Below are 22,691 nucleotides of genomic sequence, written 5' to 3' on the forward strand. Positions count from 1 at the left end.
ACCTACTCATCCCCGGTCTGAACGACCGGGGCATTTTTTCAGAACATCACCATCGCGACCAGCGGCGCAACCAGCACCATCACCACGCCGGAAAGCATCATCACCAGGCTGGCGACCACGCCCTCCTGCTGGCCGAGCTCATAAGAGCGCGCCGTGCCCGCACCATGCGAGGCTGCGCCAAATCCTGCGCCTTTCGCCATCCCCTCCCGAATAGAAAGCCGTAAAAACAGTACATCGCCAACCGCCATACCGAATACACCGGTCACTACCACGAACAATGCCACCAGGTCTGGTTGCCCGCCCAACGGCTCTGCTGCCGCCAGCGCAAATGGCGTGGTGACGGAGCGCACCGCCAGGCTACGCTGGATTTCATCAGGCAACATAAACAGACGCGCCAGCCACACGGAACTGGTAACGGCCACCAGCGTTGCCGTCAGCACGCCCGCCGTCAGTGACATCCAGTGCCGCTTAATCACGGCAAGGTTGTCATAGACCGGAACGGCAAAAGCAATGGTCGCAGGGCCTAACAGCCACAGCAGCCAGTGCGATTCACCAATATAGTTTTGCCAGGAGATATGCCCAAAGACCAGCATCAGGACCAGCAGCGCCGGAGTGAACACTAACGGCATCAGCGGTAATTTACGAAAACGGCGATACAGGCGCTTGTTGGCAAAATAGATGCCCAGCGTAATCACCAGACACAGCACGCTTAGCTGGAAATTACTCACGGTTTAGCCTGCTCATTTCATAGCGATACACTTTATCCACGACCCACGCCGTTGCGCCAAGCACCATCAACGTACTTAGCGCAATGACGGCAAATATGCGCCAACCATCGACCAACAACAGCTGCGTATAGTTGACGACAGCCACCACCGCCGGAACAAAAAACAGCAACATTTCAGCCAGTAACCAGCGAGCGCCTGCGCGAATCCAGTTCAGCGGGATAACCCGGCAGACAATCAGCGCCAACATCAGCACCATCCCAACCAGGTTGGCAGGAAGCGGCAGATGCAGCCAGGAGACAAGATATTGAGCAAATACAAATAGACCTGCGTACAACAGAACCTGAACGGGGATCTGGAGTCGATGAATAACGGCAGGCGTCACGCGGCTTATCGCCACAGCCATGAGGGTATGTCCTTAAAAAGTAGAGAGCGCCAGTATAGAGAGCCCCCGTCCAGGACTGAAATGAATTAAACTCATTGCAGGCATAGTCTTAAGGAATAATCATGGATATCAGAACGCTGCGCTATTTTGTTGAGGTGGTTCGTCAGCAGAGCTTTACCCGCGCAGCGGAGAAGCTTTTTGTCACCCAGCCCACCATCAGCAAGATGTTGAAGAACCTTGAAGACGAGCTTAACTGCACGCTGTTAATCCGCGACGGTCGGCGACTGCTGTTAACCGACACCGGACAGGTTGTTTTCGAACGCGGCCTGGCGATCCTCGCCGAGTTTCGCCAGCTCGAAGCAGAACTCAGCGACATTAATCACCTCAACAAGGGAGTGCTGCGCCTCGGCATCCCGCCCATGGTCGGTATGTTGATGGCCGGGCCTATCAGCCTGTTTCGCCAGCGCTATCCCGGCGTGGAGCTGAAGGTATCTGAATTTGGAGGCTTAACCGTCCAGCAGGCGGTGATGAATGGCGAGCTGGATGTCGCGATGACGGCGCTGCCGGTTGAAGAAGAGAGCGGCCTGGCGACCTTACCGCTTTTTAGCCATCCGCTCTGCGTGCTGGTCCCCCGTTCCGGTCAGTGGACAACGTGTGAATCCATTTCCCCCGAGGCGTTAGCGGAGCATCCCCTGCTTATCTATAACGAAGATTTCGCGTTGAGCCGTCAGTTGCTTGAGCTGTTTAACCAGCACAATGTCAAACCCCGCATCGCGGTACGCAGTGGGCAGTGGGATTTTCTGGCGGCGATGGTGCAAGCCGGAGTCGGGATCGCCATTTTACCGGAGCCGATTTGCCAGCGCTTGGATAAGCAGACGCTGCGCTGGATCCCTTTGGAGAGTGATTTACGCTGGCAGTTGGGCATGATTTGGCGCGAAGGTGTGTATCTGTCGCACAGCGCCCAGGCGTGGCTCAAATGCTGTGAAAGGTTCTGGCTAACGCAAGAGTCGTAACATGCCGGATGCGGCTTAACGCTTATCAGACCTACAATTGGATTCCGTAGGCCTGATAAGCGTAGCGCCATCAGGCACAACCGTTTATTCGTTCTCGATCAACAGCGCTTCCAGCAAATCCAGATCGTGCAGCAGTTTTTGCAGCGTTTCATTGCTGATTTCCCGCGTGGCGCGCAGGTGATAAAGTTCCGCGCGCTCGGAACGCAGGGCCGCCAGACGGAAACGCCGCTCGAGGTTTTCTTCCTGCATTGAGCTTTCCACGTCGTTGCGTCCGTCGGCGCGTCGACGCAGGTTACCGATGACGCGTGAACTCACCTCGGTGAGCAACTGATTGTCGATGTTCTCTTCGGTATCTGCGGCCAGACGCTCCTCCATTTTCTGGATGGCGACAATCGCCACTTCGGCCGTGGCAGCGCGGGCAATTCGTTCCTCTTTCTGCTGCTGCGAGTGGTCTGCCACTTCCAGGTGTTGCAGCAGAAGCGGCAGCATCACCACGCCAACAAACAGCGAGAACAGAATCACGCCCGCGGCAAGGAAGATCAGCTCATATCGCGCCGGGAAGCCGCTACCATCCGGTAACAGCAACGGAATAGAGAGCACACCGGCAAGAGTAATGGCCCCACGCACGCCCGCAAAGGAGGCGATCATAATTTCACGCGTCGTCCAGGAACCAAACTCCATCGGCTTTTTCTTCAGAAAGCGCAGGCTAAACTTCTTCATCGTCCACAGCCAGCCAAAACGTACCAGCATCAGCGCCACGTAAATCAGCACGATATCGGTAAACAGCATCCAGATTTCAACATTCGGATCGGCTTCTGCCGCCGCCAAAGAAGACTCCAGAATCCCCGGCAACTGCAGTCCTAACAGCAAGAAAACCATGCCGTTAAACACAAACTCCAGCATCGCCCAGGTGCTGTTAGCACGTAAACGCATCGCCAGCGGCGCCCGGCGCATTACCCCGGAACGGGTGATGGTCATCCCGGCTGCGACCGCCGCGAGGATGCCGGAAACACCGATGTGTTCCGCAATCAGGTAAGACGCAAACGGCAGCAGGAACAGCAGAACGATTTGCGTTGCCGGTTCATCACCACCCCAGCGGCTGAGAAAACGCAGGGAGCGCCCGTACAGCCAACTGACGACAAAACCGGCCAGGATACCGCCAATTGCTACCTTGAAGAATTCAAGCGTTGCGCCACCAACCGTAAACACCATCGTGCCCATCGCCACGGCGACGGCAAATTTCAGTGATACCAGACCGGAGGCGTCGTTCATCAACGCTTCGCCCTGCAGGATACCCATGATTTTCTTCGGTATGCGTCCCTCGCCCACAATGCCGGAAAGGGCAACGGCATCGGTTGGCGACAGGACAGCGGCCAGCGCAAAGGCCGGGATAAGAGGGATCCCCGGCACCAGCCAGTAAATCATAAAGCCAATCCCGACCACCGTGACCAGAACCAGCGCCAGCGCAAGGCCGAAGATCTCTCGCCCGTGCTCCAGAAACTCACGGGTTGGCGTCTTCCAGCCATCGGCGAAAAGCAGCGGCGGGATGAACAGAACCAGAAAAAGCTCAGGATCGAATTCCACATGCAAACCAAACGTCGGCCACGCCAGCAAGGCGCCGATGGCGATCTGCATAAGGGGTAAAGGGAGTTGGAATGGCAATACGCGAGTAAAAACCCCCGACAGCGAGACCACAAGGGTCATGATGAGTATGGTGAAAAAGATTTCCATGCGTTCCCTGTTTGCGATGTTTCTTATGATCAGTGATGAGAGGCGTCGTGCCTCAATTCTATCTACTTGAGAGTAACGCAAAAGACAACGAGAGTGTTGTGAAAATAAAAACGGGCGGCCAAAGCCACCCGTTTTCAGAATCTTCATCAAATGAGGATTAGATAGCCCAACCACCAGCGTAGAAGGCCACCAACGCGATGGCGATGACCACTGTGCCGATGTTCAGTTTGCGCCATTCGCCAGAGACGATACGGCCAATCACCAGGGTAGCAAAGCCAATCATAATGCCGGTCACGATGTTACAGGTCAGCACGATAAATACGGCCGTTACCAGCCCCGCCATAGCGTCGACAAAGTCAGCAAAGTCGATTTTCGCTACGTTGCTCAACATCAGCAGGCCCACATACATCAGCGCAGGTGCCGTTGCATATACTGGTACAAGATAAGAGAGCGGAGACAGGAACAGGATCAGCAGGAATAGTACGCCAACGGTGATCGCCGTCAGGCCGGTTTTGCCGCCTGCCGCCGTACCCGCTGCGGATTCAATATAAACCGCCGCCGGTGCAGCGCCCACCAGGCCAGAGAACACGCTGCTCAGGGAGTCGGTGGTCAGCGCTTTGCCGCCGTCAATAATCTGTCCGTCTTTATCCAGCAGATTCGCCTGTCCGGCTACCGCACGGATGGTTCCGGTCGCATCGAAGACAGCGGTCATGACCAGCGCCAGCACGCTCGGCAGTACGATCGGGTTTAGTGCGCCCATAATATCCAGGCTACCGATCAGCGAGTTACCGTTTTCGTCGCTCAGAGACGGCATGGCAAAAATACCGGAGAAATGTACGGCCGGGTCGAAAATCAGACCCACTACGGAAATACCGATAATAGTCAGCAGGATGCCGCCCGGTACTTTCAGTTTTTCGAGGCCAATAATCACCGCCAGACCTACCAGCGACATAATCACCGGGAAGGTATCGAAATCGCCCAGCGCAACCGGCAGGCCGTCCAGCGGGTTTTTAATAACCAGACCCACGCCGTTTGCCGCAATCAGCAGCAGGAACAGGCCGATACCAATCCCCGTACCGTGCGCAACACCCTGCGGTAGATTGCGCAGGATCCAGCTACGAATACCGGTCGCGGAAATGATGGTAAACAGGACACCCATCAGGAACACCGCACCCAGCGCAACAGGCACGCTGATATGTTGTCCCAGTACCAGGCTGAATGCGGTAAACGCCGTCAAAGAAATGGCGCAGCCAATCGCCAGCGGCAGGTTTGCCCACAGGCCCATCACAATAGAACCGACGCCCGCGACCAGACAGGTTGCCACAAATACAGCGGCAGGCGGGAATCCGGCTTTACCCAGCATCCCCGGAACCACGATAACGGAGTAGACCATGGCCAGGAACGTCGTTAATCCGGCAACGACTTCCTGACGAACGGTACTGCCGCGGAGCGAAATTTTAAACCAGGCGTCGAGTGAACCGCCGGTACGCGCTGAAGGCGTAGACATAGAAAACATCCCCTGAGAGTTTATTTTTTCGTCATTATGCGTGCTGGACAATCCACTGCCTGCTAAACGTTTTCTCCATGTGCCAGGTTTGCGTCAATAGGGGTGTCGCAAAAAAGCAAACGTTTAGCTCCGCGCATAAAAAACGGGTGGTAAAAAAAAGCAAACGATTATCCAGCGATCATACGCTGGTTTTCAACTGAACTTTGCCGCTTTTTACTCATTTCTTCTTATAACGCGCAATAAATAATCAGTCGATGCGCAAACGTTATCGTCAATGCGCAGTCTGGCAACAAAATTTGCGGAGTTATTACAACATTGGTGTGCCTTTTTCACGCAAACTTGCGCAAGAAAACCGGTGAAGATGCGGAAAATTTTTTGGCTAAAAAATCACCATTTCACTGGTAAATGGAGAGAGGTGGCTTACAATTACATTATCAACACAGACCGGAACCTCACCTAATGTGCTCGACTGAGGGGTGTTGATGTCGGGGGAAACCCTCCCGTGAACCAGCGGGATAGAGTGAAAGACAAAGACCGGAACCAAACTAAAGCGCCCTCTGTGGCGCTTTAGTTTTATATCCGTCAATCCATCAGATATTTCACATCAATCATCTTCCAGCAGACGCGCCCCGGTCCCCTTCTCGCCAAGCTGATCGCCTGGGTTACGCAACGGGCAATCGCTGCGCGACAAACAACCGCAACCAATACACCCATCCAGTTCATCGCGTAGCGCCACTAAAGTATGAATGCGTCGATCCAGCTCTTCACGCCATTGCGAAGAGAGCTGCTTCCACTCTTTAGCACTGAGCGAATGTCCTTCAGGTAATACGCCGAGCGCGTCACCGATCGTTGCCAACGGGATCCCGATGCGTTGAGCAATCTTGATAATCGCCACATAACGCAACACATCACGTCTGTATCGGCGCTGATTGCCGCTGTTGCGCATACTGCTGATTAACCCTTTGCTTTCATAGAAATGCAGGGTTGATACCGCTACGCCGCTACGCTTTGCGACTTCACCTGGCGTGAGCAGCGCTTTTATTCGGGGTAATTTCTTTTCCATAAATCGCTTTACCTCAAGTTAACTTGAGGAATTATACTCGCCCACAGACAAAACGACGAATCGAATACTGAAAAAGAGGCAGCCCTATGTCCCATCAGCAGATTATTCAGACCCTTATTGAATGGATTGACGACCATATCGATCAGCCGCTGAACATTGAGGCGGTGGCGAAAAAATCAGGTTACTCGAAGTGGTATTTACAGAGAATGTTCCGCACGGTGATGCGCCAGACGTTGGGTGACTATATCCGCCAGCGTCGACTCCTGCTGGCTGCTGTTGAACTGCGGACGACCGAGCGACCTATTTTCGATATCGCGATGGATCTTGGTTATGTATCACAACAAACCTTCTCACGCGTGTTTCGCCGCGAGTTTGATCGTACCCCCAGCGATTACCGCCACCGCCTGTAAGATTATTGCCCGCTCTGCGTCAGTATGGCGGGCGACCGTTGTATCCAGTGCATGAACTCCTGTGGCGGCAGCGCCTTCGCAAAATACCAGCCCTGACAATACTGTACGCCACGTTCGCGCAGCCACTCGATTTGCTCAACCGTCTCTACCCCTTCCGCAATCATCTTCAGGTGTAAGCTTTGCGCCATTTCGATGATATGTTCGGCAATCAGGTGACTGGTGCTGTTGGTGGACAACGTACTAATAAATGATTTGTCGATCTTCAGGATATCGATATTCAACGCGGATAAATTGTGTAGATTGGAATATCCCGTCCCAAAATCATCAAACGCCACTTCATAACCCGCCTGACGAAACGCCTGGATTACCGCGGTCATTTTATCTACATCAATAAATCCGCGTTCCGTCACCTCGACTTTAATTTGCTGTGCCGCCACAGAGTACTCACGGTTTTTGTCGGTAATCAGGGCAATAAGTCGGGATGAATGAAAGTCAGAAGCAGAGAGGTTTATCGAGATATAAAGCTGAGGATGCGCCGACAGAAAATATCCTAAATCGTTGAATACCTCTTCAATCACGTAATCCGTGATCCGCTCAATCATTCCCTCTTTTTCAGCCAGCGGAATAAACTCGGTTGGGCTCATTACTTCACCATCACAGCCCGGCCAGCGCAGCAGAGCCTCAGCCCCTACGCACTGACCGTTTTCGATATCAATGATCGGCTGGTAGTGCAGACACAGTTGACGTTTTTTGATTGCGCGTTTTAACAAGCGGCGGGGAGATAAGTATTCCTGACGCGTGCGCCACCACATTAACAGCATCAGGATGCTGCAGATAATCCCGAAAGGAATCGTTAACGCAGCCTCATGATAGAAAATCGAATGTATGCGTTTATCCGAGGTCGACACAATAATCGCAATCGGGCGTTTTTCTGAATGCACTTTGGTGTAGAAGCGATCGTCCAACTGGAAGGTTGAGGCTTCACCGTGCACCAACGGCAATAACTGCGCAATAGGCGCCCCTTCGCTGGCAGAGAAAAAAGTACCCGTTACCGTGTCATACACGCCCCAGGACAGGTCCGGGTCATCTGACATAACTTCGCTGTAAGATAATGGGTTGATGACGACAACGTAGTTTCCACGTTGCATATACGTCATTCTGTAGCCAGCGAAAAAGGGGGTATCGCGATAGTAATAGATGGAGATGTCCGGCGTACGTTTATAGTCGGCGGTCGGCATAATATAGGCGACTGGCGGCGCCATCGACGTAGAGCACAAAAAATGATCGCCCTGCGCATAAATTAGCTCGCTGATATATAAACGACCACGAATAATATCTAGCATATTTTTCTGATGTGCCGGGGTACACATCTTACCTTGATACAACAGGGCCATATCTCGCGCTAAATCGGCTTGTTGGATCACCAATTCAGTTTTATTTAACACCAGTTGCGCAAAAGAGCGAAGTTGATTACGGGTTTCGGACATTGCCCGGATTTGAGCAAACCATAACGCCAGCACCACGGGGAGCAATACCACCATGAATGTTCCGAGGAACTTCAGTATCTTGCGTCGCGCACTGTGATTCATGTCAGCCCTGTTTCCCTGTTTCGTATATGCCAGAACCCATTAAGGCAAGATGCTATAAACACCGACTGATTAAGTTGCATGAATCTATCAGTATTAGCAACAGACTTCTCTATGTAAAAGTCTGATAATAGTTGATGATGATATTATTTTTCCGTAAGGCAAACTTAAAGTTATGCTTATTTCATAACGTTATTATCCTCAAGGAGTAATTTTTTATAAGCACTATCCTGGCTTTATTTAAGAAATTCATTAGATTTTTTAACGATGAATTTAGGATAAATAAAACAGGTAACAAAAATGCATCTTTAAGATTGATTATTTAGTATCATTGCTTCCTTAAATATAACCACATATTTAACATGGTTATCATCCTGCAAAAAATACGCCCAACACTGGTGAACAAACGAGCATATGTGATATAGTTCACAAAAATCATGTAACAGAAACGATGTTTCATTCATGTTATTGCCCGTCGATAGCCAGAGTACTACACCCTCGGTGAACACCCCCGCGCTGTCCTGGGCATCCAGACTTTCTGAGGACGTTTTTCATGGCAACGATAACAACTGGCGTGGTTCTTCTGCGGTGGCAATTACTCAGTGCAGTGCTGATGTTTTTAGCCAGTACGCTCAATATCCGTTTTCGTAAATCAGATTATATTGGCCTGGCCGTCATTAGCAGCGGTTTAGGGCTGGTTTTTGCCTGCTGGTTTGCGACCGGATTACTCGGCATAACCCTGGTGGATATGTCCGCAATCTGGAAGAACATTGAAACCGTAATGGTTGAAGTGATGAGCCATACACCGCCAGACTGGCCGATGGTGTTGAACTGATAACAGAATTGCATATGGCTACCCCAGTTCTGAGGTAGCCATAATTTTCAGCGAAAAGCAGAAGGATTAGAACGGAATATCGTCGTCGAAATCCATCGGCGGCTCATTAGACGGCGCTGCCGGAGCCGACTGCTGCTGCGGGCGAGACTGCGCGCCGCCGCTGAACTGATTGCCACCTTGCGGCTGCTGAGGCTGACCCCAACCACCCTGCTGCTGGCCGCCACCTGCCGGAGCCCCACCACCCTGACGACCGCCCAGCATTTGCATGGTGCCGCCAACGTTAACTACAACTTCGGTGGTGTACTTTTCTACGCCGGATTGATCGGTCCATTTGCGGGTACGCAGCTGACCTTCGATATAGACCTGGGAACCTTTACGCAGATATTCGCTGGCAACTTCTGCCAGTTTGCCGAACAGCACCACACGGTGCCATTCAGTCTGCTCTTTCATTTCGCCGGTCGCTTTATCACGCCAGGATTCGGAAGTAGCCAGCGTAATGTTGGCAACTGCGCCACCATTCGGCATATAGCGTACTTCCGGGTCCTGGCCCAGATTACCGACGAGAATCACCTTGTTTACGCCTCTGCTGGCCATGATTGTGTCTCCTGAAAAACGTTACTGAATAAGTGTAAGCGCGGGATTGTAGCATTTCCAATAGCGCTTTTACTACGTTGCGAGATCGATTCCAGTAAACAACCCCAGACAGACATTGTTGCACAGGCATCTGCGTTTTGCATTCCAATACTGTATATCCATTCAGGTCAGGTTGTGTCATAATTAACCGTTTGTGATCGCCGGTAGCACCATGCAGCCAGGCAAAAAAGCGTTTAATCCGGGAAAGATGAATGGATAAGATCGAAGTTCGGGGCGCCCGCACCCATAATCTCAAAAACATCAACCTCGTCATCCCGCGCGACAAGCTGATTGTCGTCACCGGGCTTTCGGGCTCAGGCAAATCTTCGCTCGCTTTCGACACCTTGTATGCCGAAGGGCAGCGTCGTTACGTTGAATCGCTTTCCGCGTACGCGCGTCAGTTTCTGTCGCTGATGGAAAAGCCGGATGTCGACCACATTGAGGGGCTGTCTCCCGCCATCTCAATTGAACAAAAATCGACATCCCACAACCCGCGATCCACGGTAGGTACGATTACCGAAATTCACGACTATCTGCGTCTGCTGTTTGCCCGCGTTGGCGAACCGCGCTGCCCGGATCACGACGTTCCCCTGGCGGCCCAGACCGTTAGCCAGATGGTGGACAACGTTCTGTCGCAGCCGGAAGGCAAACGTCTGATGCTGCTGGCGCCGGTGATTAAAGAGCGTAAAGGCGAGCATACTAAAACGCTGGAAAACCTGGCAGGCCAGGGCTATATCCGCGCCCGTATCGACGGTGAAGTGTGCGACCTTTCCGATCCGCCCAAGCTTGAACTGCAAAAGAAACACACTATTGAAGTGGTGATTGACCGCTTTAAAGTCCGCGACGATCTCACCCAGCGACTGGCAGAATCCTTTGAAACCGCGCTGGAACTGTCCGGTGGTACGGCGGTGGTCGCCGATATGGACGATCCGAAAGCGGAAGAGTTGCTGTTCTCCGCCAACTTCGCCTGCCCGATCTGCGGCTACAGCATGCGGGAGCTGGAACCACGTCTGTTCTCGTTCAATAACCCAGCGGGTGCATGCCCGACCTGTGACGGTCTCGGCGTGCAGCAGTATTTCGATCCTGACCGGGTGATCCAAAATCCGGAACTGTCGCTGGCCGGTGGTGCTATCCGCGGCTGGGATCGCCGTAACTTCTATTACTTCCAGATGCTTAAGTCACTGGCGGAACACTATAAATTCGACGTTGAAGCCCCATGGGCCAGCCTGAACCCTGCCGTGCATAAAGTGGTGCTGTACGGTTCCGGTAAAGAGAATATCGAATTTAAATACATGAACGATCGCGGCGATACGTCCGTACGCCGCCATCCGTTCGAAGGCGTATTGCACAATATGGAGCGCCGTTATAAAGAGACGGAATCCAGCGCGGTACGTGAAGAATTAGCCAAGTTCATTAGCAACCGACCGTGCGCCAGCTGTGAGGGGACGCGTTTACGCCGGGAAGCCCGCCACGTATTTGTCGAAAATACGCCGCTGCCCGCGATTTCCGACATGAGCATCGGTCACGCCATGGATTTCTTCAACAACCTGAAGCTTGCGGGTCAGCGAGCGAAGATTGCAGAGAAAATTCTCAAAGAGATTGGCGATCGTCTGAAGTTCCTGGTCAACGTCGGCCTCAACTATCTGACGCTGTCGCGTTCAGCAGAAACGCTCTCCGGCGGCGAAGCCCAGCGTATTCGTCTGGCAAGCCAGATCGGCGCAGGTTTGGTCGGCGTAATGTACGTGTTGGATGAACCGTCTATCGGTCTGCATCAGCGCGATAACGAGCGTCTGTTGGGTACGCTTATCCACCTGCGTAATCTGGGCAATACCGTCATTGTGGTTGAGCACGATGAAGACGCGATTCGCGCCGCTGACCACGTTATCGACATCGGCCCCGGCGCGGGCGTTCACGGCGGCCAGGTGGTTGCCGAAGGTACGCTAAAAGATATCATGGCCGTGCCTGAGTCGCTGACCGGCCAGTACATGAGCGGTAAGCGCAAGATTGAAGTGCCGAAACAGCGCGTGGCGGCAGACCCGGAAAAAGTGTTGAAGCTGACCGGCGCGCGCGGTAACAACCTGAAAGATGTCACCCTGACGCTGCCGGTTGGTTTATTTACCTGCATTACCGGTGTTTCCGGTTCGGGTAAATCGACGCTAATTAACGACACGCTGTTCCCGATTGCGCAGACGGCGCTGAACGGCGCCACGCTGGCTGAACCCGCGCCATATCGTGATGTTCAGGGCCTGGAACATTTCGACAAAGTGATCGACATTGACCAAAGCCCGATTGGCCGTACGCCGCGCTCTAACCCGGCAACCTACACCGGCGTGTTTACGCCAGTGCGCGAACTGTTTGCCGGCGTGCCGGAGTCGCGTGCGCGCGGTTATACTCCGGGTCGTTTCAGCTTTAACGTCCGCGGCGGACGCTGTGAAGCCTGTCAGGGCGACGGCGTGATCAAAGTCGAAATGCACTTCCTGCCGGATATCTACGTGCCGTGCGATCAGTGTAAGGGCAAGCGCTATAACCGCGAAACACTGGAGATTAAGTACAAGGGCAAGACTATCCACGAAGTGCTGGATATGACGATTGAAGAAGCGCGTGAGTTCTTCGATGCCGTTCCGGCGCTGGCGCGTAAGCTGCAAACGCTGATGGACGTGGGTCTGACGTACATTCGACTGGGTCAGTCCGCCACCACGCTCTCGGGCGGTGAAGCGCAGCGCGTGAAGCTGGCGCGTGAACTGTCCAAACGCGGTACCGGTCAAACGCTGTATATTCTCGACGAACCGACCACCGGTCTGCATTTTGCGGATATTCAGCAACTGCTGGACGTGCTGCATCAGCTCCGGGATCAGGGCAACACCATCGTAGTGATTGAGCACAATCTGGACGTGATAAAAACCGCTGACTGGATTGTCGATCTCGGTCCGGAAGGCGGCAGCGGCGGCGGGGAAATTCTGGTTTCAGGCACACCAGAAACAGTCGCTGAGTGTGAAGCCTCACACACGGCCCGTTTCCTCAAACCACTGTTGTAATCATGCCGATGGCGCTACGCTTATCAGGCCTACAAAATATGCATAATTGCTTGTAGGCCGGATAAGGCGCTGGCGCCTCATTGCGGAAAACAGATCAGGACTGCGCCAGTATCCGGCGTTTATCTTCCGGCAGCGTGTTTACGGCCTGCTGATAAGAGGCGTCTACCAGGTAGTAGATTTGCGAATCCGGCAGCGAGCCGTCCAGATACACCGTACTCCAGTGCGCCTTATTGAGATGCCGGCTTGGCCGTACATCGCTATGCTGCTGACGTAACAACTCTGCCAGTTCCGGGCTGGTTTTCAGTGACACCGCCGGGCGTTCTTCCACCTCTTTTACCATGGCAAAAAGCACATCTTCGACTTTGATTTGTGTGGCCTTCCAGTCACTGTGTACGCTCTGCTCGGCGCCCATTTTTGCCATGCAGTATTGCAGCAACTCCGAATTCGTCATCTTAATTCCCCTTACCAGCATATTGCCTAATGAGAACATCTTTTATTCAGTGTGCAGCAAGTCCGCAAAAGGTAAAAGCAGGCAACGCAAATTTGTTTAAAAAAACAACAACCGCAAGCAACGTCCTCAATACTCCGAGTTGACGATCACCTCTTCACCAAACGCGCCGGCCTGTGGCAACGGTTTATAAGTGGAGTTAGAAGCGCGTAAAATACGAATACCGCGAATACCCACATCTCGGGCGGCGGTAATGTCATTATCAGAGTCGCCGTAGAACATGCGGATATTTTTATCCTGCAGCCACTGCGTTTTCGTATTCTGACCCGGCTTATCACCGGCAAAAATGACCGGGTTCATATTGCCGGCCGGGATGTGAAAGTTATCGGACAGCGTTTTCGACACCGTTTCGGTCTTCGTCTGGCTACGCCCGGTTACGAAAAAGATGCTGTCGCCGCGACGCACGTGCATATCAATCAACTGACGCGCCACTTCTTTCGGAATGCTGAATTCGTCCCAGCCATTGTTCATTTTTTCCCAGAAGGCCGGATTTTTCAGGTAATCCTCACTGTCCGGAGAATACGTTTTTTTTCCGCGCCAGAAGCCTGGGCTGGAAAAGAGGACGGTGTCATCGATATCAAACCCGACGGCCATCGGCGGGCGTCCGGTCAGGCTGTTTTCAATTTGTGCCACGGAGACCCAGTGAATGGGTGCCTGCTCAGCGAGTTTTGCAACGTTGGTGCCTGGATTAAGCTGAGAGGGAGAAGAAACTAACGCCTGGGCCGGCTGATTTAGCGTGAACAATAAACAAACGGCACTCAGTGCCAACGTAAACTTGCGCATATTTTTCCCTAAGTAGTCAGTTAGTTATCATTTTTTTATTAACAACTGGTCAAAAAACTATCTGACCTTACCCCTTAGGGGGAGGGAAAGGAAGGATTTTCTCTGGTTTTGTCCTGGAAAAAGAGCATGATCACATTGGAAAACAGACCAATAGCACGGTGAAAGAAAGTAGGCCGGATAAGGTGATTACACCTCTATCCGGCAATACAATGCCTGATGGCGCGACGCTTATCAGGCCTAAAAACCCGGTTACATGACGGCGGCAAATGCCTTCGCCACGCGTTGCACGTTACCGTGATTCAACCCGGCCACGCACATACGACCGCTGGCTATCAGGTACACACCGAACTCATCGCGCAGGCGATCGACCTGAGCAGCGCTGAGCCCGGTATAGCTGAACATCCCGCGCTGTTGCAGCAGGTAATCAAAGTTACGACCAGGGATCTCCGCATTCAATACGTTAACCAGCGCCTGGCGCATCGCCAGAATACGGGTACGCATCTCTTCGACTTCCGCCAGCCAGTTGGCTTTCAGCGCGTCATCACCCAACACCGAGGCCACGACCTGCGCACCAAAGTTTGGCGGGCTGGAATAGTTACGACGCACCGTCGCTTTTAGCTGCCCCAGAACGCGGCTGGCGGCATCAGCGTCTTCACAGACCACTGAAAGTCCGCCGACACGTTCGCCGTACAAAGAGAAAATCTTCGAGAATGAGTTGCTGACCAGTGCAGGCAATCCGGCGCTGGCAATGGCGCGGATCGCATAGGCATCGTCTTCCATTCCGCCGCCGAAACCCTGGTAAGCAATATCCAGGAACGGGATCAGATCGCGAGCTTTCAGGATCTCAATGACACCATCCCACTGCGCGGGGGTTAAATCCGCACCCGTCGGGTTATGGCAGCACGGATGCAGCAGTACGATGCTGCGCGCCGGTAAGGTGTTCAGCGTGGCCAGCAGGTCGTTGACACGCACGCCATTGGTGGTGTCGTCATACCAGGGGTAAGTACTTACTTCGAATCCAGCACCTTCAAAAATCGCGATGTGGTTTTCCCAGGTCGGATCGCTGACCCACACGCCAGAATCAGGGAAATAGCGTTTCAGGAAGTCTGCGCCAACCTTTAGCGCACCGGAGCCGCCCAGCGTCTGAATCGTTGCGACGCGCTGCTGCTGGAGAACCGGATGCTCTGCGCCAAACAGCAGCGGCGCAATAGTATGGCGATAAGTGTTCAGACCTTCCATCGGCAGATACAGCGAAGCGCCATGCGGTTTGGCATTCAGTCGGGCTTCCGCTTCTGCCACCGCTTTAAGCTGAGGAATAATGCCGTCTTCGTTGTAGTACAGACCGATGCTGAGGTTCACTTTGTCGCTACGTGCATCGTCTTTGAAACGCTCCATGAGCGATAAAATCGGGTCGCCAGCGTAGGCGTCAACTTTTTGAAACACGTGTGGTTCTCCAGGTTTACAGGCAGGGGTTAAGAACACAATAAACCGGAAGCGGGAGAAGATCGAGAGGATGTTGAGAGGAATATTGCCGGATGGCGGCGTAACCGCCTTATCCGGCACATCATGAACTTAATCGATGTACTTCATTGCCACCCTTGAGGTCAGGCGCGTGATAAGTTCGTAAGCACTTACTTTCGTCATTTCAGCAATGCGTTCAACGGGCAGGCCTTCACCCCACAGGATAACCGAATCGCCGGCTTTGTCCTGCGCCTCGGGACCTAAATCGACGCAAATCATATCCATCGCGACGCGACCGACGATCGGCACTTCACGGCCATTGACCAGTACCGGTGTCCCAGACGGCGCAGCGCGCGGATAACCATCGCCATAGCCCATCGCCACCACGCCCAGACGCGTGTCGCGCTCGCTCAGCCAGGTTCCACCATAGCCAACCGGCTCGCCCGCTTTGTGTTCACGCACCGCAATCAGGCTGGAAGTGAGCGACATCACCGGCTGGCAGCCAAAATCGGCACCGATAGAGTGGTTTTCCAACGGCGATACGCCATACAGAATCAGCCCCGGACGCGCCCAGTCGAAGTGAGACTGCGGCCACAGCAGAATACCACCCGACGCGGCGATCGAACGTTGACCCGGTTTGCCTGCGCAAAAGCTATTGAAGATATCGAGCTGCTTTTCGGTCGCGCCGCACTCAGGCTCGTCCGCGCGCGCAAAGTGGCTGACGATATTGACCGGCTGGCGCACGTTTTCGCATTGCGTCAAGCGCTGATAAAACGCCTCGGCCTGCTCCGGACGCACGCCCAGGCGGTGCATTCCCGTGTCGAGCTTCATCCAGACGGTGACCGGTTCAGCCAGTACCGCGGCTTCCAGAGCTTCAAGCTGCTCCTGGTTGTGGACGGCAGTATGCAGACGCTGCGCGGAGATAGTCGGCAGATCGGAAGCATCAAAAAATCCTTCCAGCAGCAGGATGGGCTGCGTGATCCCTCCCGCTCGCAACCGCAGGGCTTCTTCAAGACGAGCGACACCAAAAGCGTCCGCATCGGGGAGCGTTCGCGCGGTCTCTAACAGACCATGGCCGTAAGCGTTCGCTTTCACGACCGCAACCAGTTTACTGGCTGGAGCCAGTTCACGCAGACGTTGCAGGTTGTGTCGCAGAGCGCGGCGGTTAATGACTACAGTTGCCGCTTGCATTTGTATTCCTTGATAAGTATTTGCTTGAGTAACCTGATTCAGTGTTGTTATTCGTCGTCGTACTGCGGGCCAGCATAGTTATCGAAGCGCGACCACTGACCGTTAAACGTCAGGCGCACCGTACCGATCGGACCATTACGCTGTTTACCGATAATGATCTCGGCGATGCCTTTCAGGTCGCTGTTTTCGTGATAAACCTCATCACGATAGATAAACATGATTAAGTCGGCATCCTGCTCGATGGAGCCGGACTCACGCAGATCCGAGTTGACCGGACGCTTATCGGCGCGTTGTTCCAGAGAGCGGTTAAGCTGCGACAGCGCCACCACCGGCACATGCAGTTCTTTCGCTAACGCTTTCAGCGAGCGGGAAATTTCAGCAATTTCCAGCGTACGATTGTCGGAGAGCGACGGCACGCGCATCAGCTGCAGGTAGTCGATCATGATAAGTCCGATACCACCGTGTTCGCGGGCGATACGACGGGCACGTGAGCGCACTTCCGTTGGCGTCAGGCCGGAGGAGTCATCAATATAGATGTTTCGTTTCTCCAGCAAAATACCCATTGTTCCGGAAATTCGCGCCCAGTCTTCATCATCCAGTTGACCGGTACGGATTTTGGTTTGGTCTACACGTGAGAGTGAGGCCAGGGAACGCATCATGATCTGTTCTGAGGGCATTTCAAGACTAAAGATAAGAACCGGCTTATCTTGCAACATCGCCGCATTTTCGACGAGGTTCATTGCAAATGTCGTTTTACCCATCGACGGACGCGCGGCGACGATAATTAAGTCTGACGGCTGCAAACCAGCAGTCTTTTTATTGAGGTCGTCATAACCGGTGTTGACCCCGGTGACACCATCGTGGGGCTGCTGGAACAGCTGTTCGATACGCGCGACGGTAGCGTCGAGCACATCGGTAATATTTTTCGGACCTTCGTCTTTATTGGCGCGACTTTCAGCAATTTTAAAGACGCGGGATTCCGCGAGGTCCAGCAGATCTTCACTGGAACGGCCTTGCGGATCAAACCCGGCTTCCGCGATCTCGTTCGCCACCGAAATCATGTCACGAACAACGGCACGTTCGCGGACAATATCCGCATAGGCACTAATGTTCGCTGCACTTGGCGTATTTTTAGATAACTCAGCCAGGTAAGCAAAACCGCCGACGCTGTCCAGTTGCCCCTGAACTTCCAGCGATTCTGCAAGCGTGATCAGATCGATGGGTTTTCCCATCTCCTGCAGGCGATGCATTTCGGTGAAGATGTGCCGGTGCGGTCGGGTATAAAAATCTTCCGCCACCACACGCTCAGCCACATCGTCCCAGCGCTCGTTATCCAGCATTAAACCGCCCAACACCGACTGTTCCGCTTCAATCGAGTGCGGCGGTACTTTCAGCCCGGCGACCTGGGGATCGCGCTCACGAGCATCAGTCTGTTGTTTGTTGAAGGGTTTATTTCCTGCCATAGTGAATGGAGTTACCGAGATAATGATTGGGTCGAAAGATTACCACATTTCTTTTGGAGGAAGCATGGCAACACGTATTGAATTTCACAAGCATGGTGGCCCTGATGTACTCAAGGCTGTGGAGTTTACGCCCGTAGACCCGGCGGAAAATGAAATCCAGGTCGAGAACAAAGCGATTGGGATCAACTATATCGACACCTATATCCGCAGTGGTCTTTATCCACCGCCTTCTCTGCCCAGCGGTCTGGGTACCGAAGCCGCAGGCGTGGTCAGTAAAGTCGGTAGCAAAGTGACGCACATTAAAGCCGGCGATCGCGTGGTTTACGCTCAGTCTCCCCTGGGCGCCTACAGCTCAGTGCATAACGTCCCGGCTGATAAAACCGCTATTTTGCCCAACGCTATCTCGTTTGAACAAGCTGCCGCCTCATTTCTTAAAGGGCTCACCGTTTTTTATCTGTTGCGTAAGACCTATGAAATTCAGCCCGATGAACCATTTTTATTCCATGCGGCAGCAGGCGGCGTCGGTATGATTGCCTGCCAGTGGGCAAAAGCATTGGGTGCGAAGCTGATTGGCACTGTCGGTAATGCGCAAAAAGCGCAAATTGCGCTGCAGGCCGGCGCATGGCAGGTCATTAACTATCGTGAAGAGAGCATTGTAGAACGTGTAAAAGAGATCACTGGCGGTAAAAAAGTGCGGGTGGTGTATGACTCGGTGGGGAAAGATACCTGGGAAGCCTCACTGGATTGCCTGCAGCGCCGGGGGCTCATGGTCAGCTTTGGTAATGCTTCCGGACCGGTGACTGGCGTTAACTTAGGCATTCTGAATCAGAAAGGTTCGCTGTACGTGACTCGCCCTTCACTCCAGGGTTACATCACCAACCACCATGAATTAACCGAAGCCAGCAATGAGCTTTTCTCGCTGATTGCCAGCGGAGTGATCAAAGTGGATGTCGCACCGGGCCAGACGTTCGCACTGCACGACGCGCAGCGTGCTCATGAAGTGCTGGAAAGCCGGGCCACACAGGGGTCGAGTTTGCTGATCCCGTAACGCCCTCATTTCCGCTAAATAATTCAAGCCGCCAACAAACCTGCGGTTTGAATTATGAAGGGGGAAGAAAGAATTAGGGCTTCCCGTAGGAAGCCCTTTCTTTTTTTAGTTCGGCTGTATGTAGGGTACAGCTCGATGAATTCGTTAACCTGGCAATAGTGACAGATTTGATAATCAATTCCTATTTGCTTCTAAAGGCAATGTTGCAGGTTGTGACACACCGCTCAATACCTTAGTAAAATCGGCGGTTATTGCGCTGATACTGTGGGACTTTTGGCGCTTTTATCGCCTTGATAACCCACACCACGGCAACGGCCAATAACAGCCAGGGCAACAGTTTAATCATCAACGCAAATAGTCCGCCCAAAAACATCACCACAGTGGCTACCACCAATGCGGCCAGCACTCCCAGCAAAGATACGCCGGTGACCATCAACATGATAAAAAATCCAATCACAAAAAGTAGTTCCAGCATGGCTCTCTCCCGAAATGAAATACTCTCCACAGCTTTACAAGAAACATGCCAAAATTAATATATTGATTTATAAAGCAAACGCCCCGCGACGAAGCGCAGGGCGTGGTGAAATTCACTAACTTTTGGCGAAAACTTAACGTTTGTCTGCCACCAGCTTCAGCGCATGTTCCAGAACCTCAATATCTGCCCCGGCTTTATGCGCATTTTCGCTCAGATAGCGACGCCACTGCCGTGCCCCTGGAATCCCCTGAAACAGTCCCAGCATATGGCGCGTGACATGCCCCAAATAGGTTCCTTTACTCAGTTCACGCTCAATATACGGATACATCGCACGCACTACGGCGACCGGATCGGCATCTTCGCTGGTGAAAGCAAAAATCTCGCGGTCAACGGACGCCAGAATACCTGGGTTTTGATAAGCTTCGCGCCCCACCATCACGCCATCCATATGTTGCAGATGGATTTTCGCTTCTTCCAGCGATTTTATACCACCGTTGATCGACATTGTCAGATGCGGAAAATCGCGCTTTAGCTGGTAAACACGGTCATAATCCAGCGGTGGGATTTCGCGGTTTTCTTTCGGGCTTAACCCGGACAACCAGGCCTTACGGGCGTGGATGATAAACATCTCACATTCACCATTACCGGAGACCGTGTTGATGAAATCGCACAGGAATTCGTAGCTGTCCTGGTCATCAATACCGATACGGGTTTTCACCGTTACCGGAATCGATACCACATCGCGCATCGCTTTGATGCAATCAGCGACCAGTTGCGCATTTCCCATCAGACAGGCACCAAACATTCCATTCTGTACACGGTCGGAAGGGCAACCCACGTTGAGGTTAATTTCGTCATAGCCCCGTTGTTCAGCAAGCTTTGCGCACTGCGCCAGCGCAGCCGGATCGCTCCCGCCCAGTTGCAAAGCGACTGGATGTTCTTCTTCGCTATACGCCAGATAATCGCCTTTACCATGAATGATCGCGCCGGTGGTTACCATCTCCGTGTAGAGCAGCGTCTGGCGGGACAGTAAGCGCAAAAAGTAGCGGCAATGTCTGTCCGTCCAGTCGAGCATAGGAGCAACACTAAACCGACCATTCCAGTGATTGTCAGTATTTTCAGGCATTGCGCTGGTTTGGCTGGTTTTTATCATTTCAAGATTACCGTGCATTTTTTGACATTTAAGTATATTTTTCTCTCATCAGGTCCCCACTCAGGCCCCCACGCTTATGGGAACCTGAAATAACGAGACAGAGTAATGGCATACTATAACATAGAGAAACGATTAAAATCTGATGGCACTCCACGCTACCGCTGTACCGTGCTCATTAAGGAAAAAGGCGTTATCACATTCAGAGAAAGTAAAACCTTCCCAAAACAGGCGCATGCTAAAACATGGGGATCCCAGAGGGTTATGGAACTGGATCTTTATGGTCTCCCATCATCTGATGATGCAACCGGAATAACAGTCCGTGATTTGTTGCAAAAATACATCAATGATCCAAACGCTGGTGGCAAAGCGGGACGAACAAAAAGCTATGTTCTTAATATGCTCGTTGACTGCGACATTGCAGCTATCCCCCTGCTGTCTTTAACCGCAAATGACGTCATAGAGCACTGTCGATTGCGAAATAATGCAGGAGCCGGGCCAGCGACCGTAAGCCACGACGTCAGCTATCTTGGAAGCGTGCTAGATTGTGCAAAGCCAGTGTATGGCATTAACTATACTAGCAATCCGGCAAAAGAGGCACGCCCTCACCTCCTAAAATTGGGGTTAATTGGAAAATCAAATCGACGTAGTCGTCGACCAGCATCTGAAGAACTAGACATGCTGATTGAAGGCCTGAAGCAACGTTCTCAAAGGCGGGGATCAAAAATCCCATTCGTCGATATTCTGATGTTTTCTGTTTTATCATGCATGCGCATTGGCGAGGTTTGCCGTCTGCGATGGGATGATATCGATGAAAAACAAAAATCAGTGCTGGTGAGAGACAGGAAGGATCCACGTAAAAAAGAAGGGAACCACATGAATGTCGCTTTACTCGGAGAAGCCTGGGATATTGTCCAGCGCCAGCCGCGTAAGTCAGAGCTAATATTCCCTTATATAAGCAGTTCCGTAACGGCAGGATTCCAAAGGGTAAGAAGTGCTCTTGGAATTGAGGATCTAAGATATCATGACCTTAGAAGGGAAGGCGCCAGCAGACTTTTTGAAGCTGGATTCAGTATAGAGGAAGTGGCCCAAGTTACTGGCCACAGGTCGCTGAATGTACTGTGGCAAGTTTACACAGAGCTATTCCCTAAATCACTTCATGTAAGGCTTGAACAATTGCAAAAGTCCAGAAAAAATGACTAAACGAAAGCCCGTATAAACGGGCTTTTTTTTCATTACATAACTGGGCAATCGTCGAACTCTCCATTCCTGGCATCATTAATGATGTACGTGATCACTCCGAATATAGCGGGTGCAGAACTGTAACCGTCATCATCTACTGGCAGCGCTTCCCTTCTCCCGTTCTCCAGATTTATCAGGTGGGGCTGAGGGTGAGTTCGGTATCGCTTGATCCTGAATTCCCCATCTATCGCACATATCAGCAGCGAGCCATCACAGGCTGAAAGCGACGCGTCCACAACAAGTAGCGCCCCCTGGATTATCCCTTCCCTGAAATGTGAACGCGATGCCCGCATGAAATAAGTCGCTGCGGGCTGGCTGATTAGCTGCTGATCGAGGGAGATCCTTGTTTCAACGTAATCTGCCGCAGGTGAAGGAAAGCCCATGTTTACGCCCTCTCTTGAATACCGGATAAAAACACAGTATAAATACTGTATATACATCCAGTAA

General features: G+C 52.5%; 21 protein-coding genes. 6 read left to right on the plus strand and 15 right to left on the minus strand.

The annotated features are described in order from the left end of the window. Nucleotides 1-38: 38 nt before the first annotated feature. Both HV302_RS23120 and HV302_RS23125 read right to left on the minus strand, forming a co-directional pair. Nucleotides 39-728 carry an LrgB family protein gene (locus HV302_RS23120; protein ID WP_049268855.1) on the minus strand — a complete coding sequence of 230 codons (690 nt, stop codon included), beginning with the start codon at nucleotides 726-728 and terminating at the stop codon, nucleotides 39-41. Beyond that, complete coding sequence (locus tag HV302_RS23125; RefSeq protein WP_016155367.1) at nucleotides 721-1,131, minus strand: CidA/LrgA family protein; 411 nt, start codon at nucleotides 1,129-1,131, stop codon at nucleotides 721-723. Before HV302_RS23125 ends, HV302_RS23120 begins: the two co-directional genes overlap by 8 nt. 101 nt (nucleotides 1,132-1,232) lie before the next feature. On the opposite strand from HV302_RS23125, the gene HV302_RS23130 reads away from it, so the two are divergent. After that, the gene (locus tag HV302_RS23130; RefSeq protein ID WP_181626614.1) at nucleotides 1,233-2,123 is read left to right on the plus strand and encodes a LysR family transcriptional regulator; all 891 of its coding nucleotides are present in this window, start codon (nucleotides 1,233-1,235) and stop codon (nucleotides 2,121-2,123) included. A gap of 84 nt (nucleotides 2,124-2,207) precedes the next feature. On the opposite strand, the gene HV302_RS23135 is transcribed toward HV302_RS23130, so the two are convergent. The 3 genes from HV302_RS23135 to soxR form a co-directional block, all read right to left on the minus strand. Continuing rightward, nucleotides 2,208-3,854 carry a Na+/H+ antiporter gene (locus tag HV302_RS23135; RefSeq protein ID WP_016155450.1) on the minus strand — a complete coding sequence of 549 codons (1,647 nt, stop codon included), beginning with the start codon at nucleotides 3,852-3,854 and terminating at the stop codon, nucleotides 2,208-2,210. Between the two features lie 157 nt (nucleotides 3,855-4,011). Then, nucleotides 4,012-5,361 carry a guanine/hypoxanthine transporter GhxP gene (gene ghxP, locus HV302_RS23140; protein WP_016155449.1) on the minus strand — a complete coding sequence of 450 codons (1,350 nt, stop codon included), beginning with the start codon at nucleotides 5,359-5,361 and terminating at the stop codon, nucleotides 4,012-4,014. A 604-nt stretch (nucleotides 5,362-5,965) separates the two neighbouring features. After that, nucleotides 5,966-6,424, minus strand: coding sequence for a redox-sensitive transcriptional activator SoxR (gene soxR / locus HV302_RS23145; protein WP_016155363.1), 459 nt, complete (start codon nucleotides 6,422-6,424; stop codon nucleotides 5,966-5,968). An 86-nt stretch (nucleotides 6,425-6,510) separates the two neighbouring features. Between soxR and soxS the strand changes: the two genes are divergently transcribed. Further along, a complete protein-coding gene (soxS, locus tag HV302_RS23150) occupies nucleotides 6,511-6,834 on the plus strand; it encodes a superoxide response transcriptional regulator SoxS (protein ID WP_016155362.1) in 324 nt (107 codons plus the stop codon). 2 nt (nucleotides 6,835-6,836) lie between these two features. Here the strand turns inward: soxS and HV302_RS23155 are convergent, their stop codons facing one another. Beyond that, the gene (locus HV302_RS23155) at nucleotides 6,837-8,423 is read right to left on the minus strand and encodes an EAL domain-containing protein (protein ID WP_016155448.1); all 1,587 of its coding nucleotides are present in this window, start codon (nucleotides 8,421-8,423) and stop codon (nucleotides 6,837-6,839) included. Nucleotides 8,424-8,973: 550 nt separating this feature from the next. On the opposite strand from HV302_RS23155, the gene HV302_RS23160 reads away from it, so the two are divergent. Continuing rightward, nucleotides 8,974-9,255 carry a YjcB family protein gene (locus tag HV302_RS23160; RefSeq protein WP_016155360.1) on the plus strand — a complete coding sequence of 94 codons (282 nt, stop codon included), beginning with the start codon at nucleotides 8,974-8,976 and terminating at the stop codon, nucleotides 9,253-9,255. A 66-nt stretch (nucleotides 9,256-9,321) separates the two neighbouring features. On the opposite strand, the gene ssb1 is transcribed toward HV302_RS23160, so the two are convergent. Continuing rightward, entirely contained in the window at nucleotides 9,322-9,849 is a 528-nt protein-coding gene (gene ssb1, locus HV302_RS23165; RefSeq protein WP_016155359.1) for a single-stranded DNA-binding protein SSB1, read from the minus strand. Between the two features lie 251 nt (nucleotides 9,850-10,100). Between ssb1 and uvrA the strand changes: the two genes are divergently transcribed. Next, complete coding sequence (uvrA, locus tag HV302_RS23170; RefSeq protein WP_016155358.1) at nucleotides 10,101-12,923, plus strand: excinuclease ABC subunit UvrA; 2,823 nt, start codon at nucleotides 10,101-10,103, stop codon at nucleotides 12,921-12,923. A 94-nt stretch (nucleotides 12,924-13,017) separates the two neighbouring features. On the opposite strand, the gene HV302_RS23175 is transcribed toward uvrA, so the two are convergent. The 5 genes from HV302_RS23175 to dnaB all read right to left on the minus strand — a co-directional run bounded on the left by HV302_RS23175 (nucleotide 13,018) and on the right by dnaB (nucleotide 18,329). Further along, nucleotides 13,018-13,374: an MmcQ/YjbR family DNA-binding protein gene (locus HV302_RS23175; RefSeq protein WP_016155357.1), complete on the minus strand. Its 357-nt coding sequence runs from the start codon at nucleotides 13,372-13,374 to the stop codon at nucleotides 13,018-13,020. Between the two features lie 126 nt (nucleotides 13,375-13,500). Next, the gene (gene aphA, locus HV302_RS23180; protein WP_003826615.1) at nucleotides 13,501-14,214 is read right to left on the minus strand and encodes an acid phosphatase AphA; all 714 of its coding nucleotides are present in this window, start codon (nucleotides 14,212-14,214) and stop codon (nucleotides 13,501-13,503) included. 249 nt (nucleotides 14,215-14,463) lie between these two features. Further along, nucleotides 14,464-15,657 carry an aromatic amino acid transaminase gene (tyrB, locus tag HV302_RS23185; protein WP_181626615.1) on the minus strand — a complete coding sequence of 398 codons (1,194 nt, stop codon included), beginning with the start codon at nucleotides 15,655-15,657 and terminating at the stop codon, nucleotides 14,464-14,466. Nucleotides 15,658-15,786: 129 nt separating this feature from the next. Further along, nucleotides 15,787-16,866, minus strand: coding sequence for an alanine racemase (gene alr, locus HV302_RS23190; protein WP_016155354.1), 1,080 nt, complete (start codon nucleotides 16,864-16,866; stop codon nucleotides 15,787-15,789). 47 nt (nucleotides 16,867-16,913) lie between these two features. After that, entirely contained in the window at nucleotides 16,914-18,329 is a 1,416-nt protein-coding gene (gene dnaB / locus HV302_RS23195; protein ID WP_003826610.1) for a replicative DNA helicase, read from the minus strand. Between the two features lie 64 nt (nucleotides 18,330-18,393). Here dnaB and HV302_RS23200 point away from each other — a divergent pair, with 64 nt between their 5' ends. Next, nucleotides 18,394-19,377: a quinone oxidoreductase gene (locus tag HV302_RS23200; protein WP_016155445.1), complete on the plus strand. Its 984-nt coding sequence runs from the start codon at nucleotides 18,394-18,396 to the stop codon at nucleotides 19,375-19,377. A 232-nt stretch (nucleotides 19,378-19,609) separates the two neighbouring features. Here HV302_RS23200 and pspG read toward each other — a convergent pair whose 3' ends face one another. Next, nucleotides 19,610-19,852, minus strand: a complete 243-nt coding sequence (gene pspG / locus HV302_RS23205) for an envelope stress response protein PspG (RefSeq protein WP_016155352.1) — start codon at nucleotides 19,850-19,852, stop codon at nucleotides 19,610-19,612. A 133-nt stretch (nucleotides 19,853-19,985) separates the two neighbouring features. Continuing rightward, nucleotides 19,986-21,023 (minus strand): tRNA dihydrouridine(20/20a) synthase DusA, encoded by a 1,038-nt coding sequence (dusA, locus tag HV302_RS23210; RefSeq protein WP_181626616.1) that lies wholly within the window; start codon nucleotides 21,021-21,023, stop codon nucleotides 19,986-19,988. A gap of 87 nt (nucleotides 21,024-21,110) precedes the next feature. On the opposite strand from dusA, the gene HV302_RS23215 reads away from it, so the two are divergent. Continuing rightward, on the plus strand, nucleotides 21,111-22,205 hold the full coding sequence (locus HV302_RS23215; protein ID WP_149911819.1) for a tyrosine-type recombinase/integrase: 1,095 nt from the start codon (nucleotides 21,111-21,113) through the stop codon (nucleotides 22,203-22,205). Nucleotides 22,206-22,237: 32 nt separating this feature from the next. Here the strand turns inward: HV302_RS23215 and HV302_RS23220 are convergent, their stop codons facing one another. Then, nucleotides 22,238-22,627, minus strand: a complete 390-nt coding sequence (locus HV302_RS23220; RefSeq protein WP_181627489.1) for a HumD family translesion DNA polymerase — start codon at nucleotides 22,625-22,627, stop codon at nucleotides 22,238-22,240. Between the last annotated feature and the right edge of the window lie 64 nt (nucleotides 22,628-22,691).

Origin of the sequence: Citrobacter sp. RHBSTW-00859 (genome assembly GCF_013729795.1) — a bacterium.
Taxonomy (GTDB): domain Bacteria; phylum Pseudomonadota; class Gammaproteobacteria; order Enterobacterales; family Enterobacteriaceae; genus Citrobacter; species Citrobacter braakii.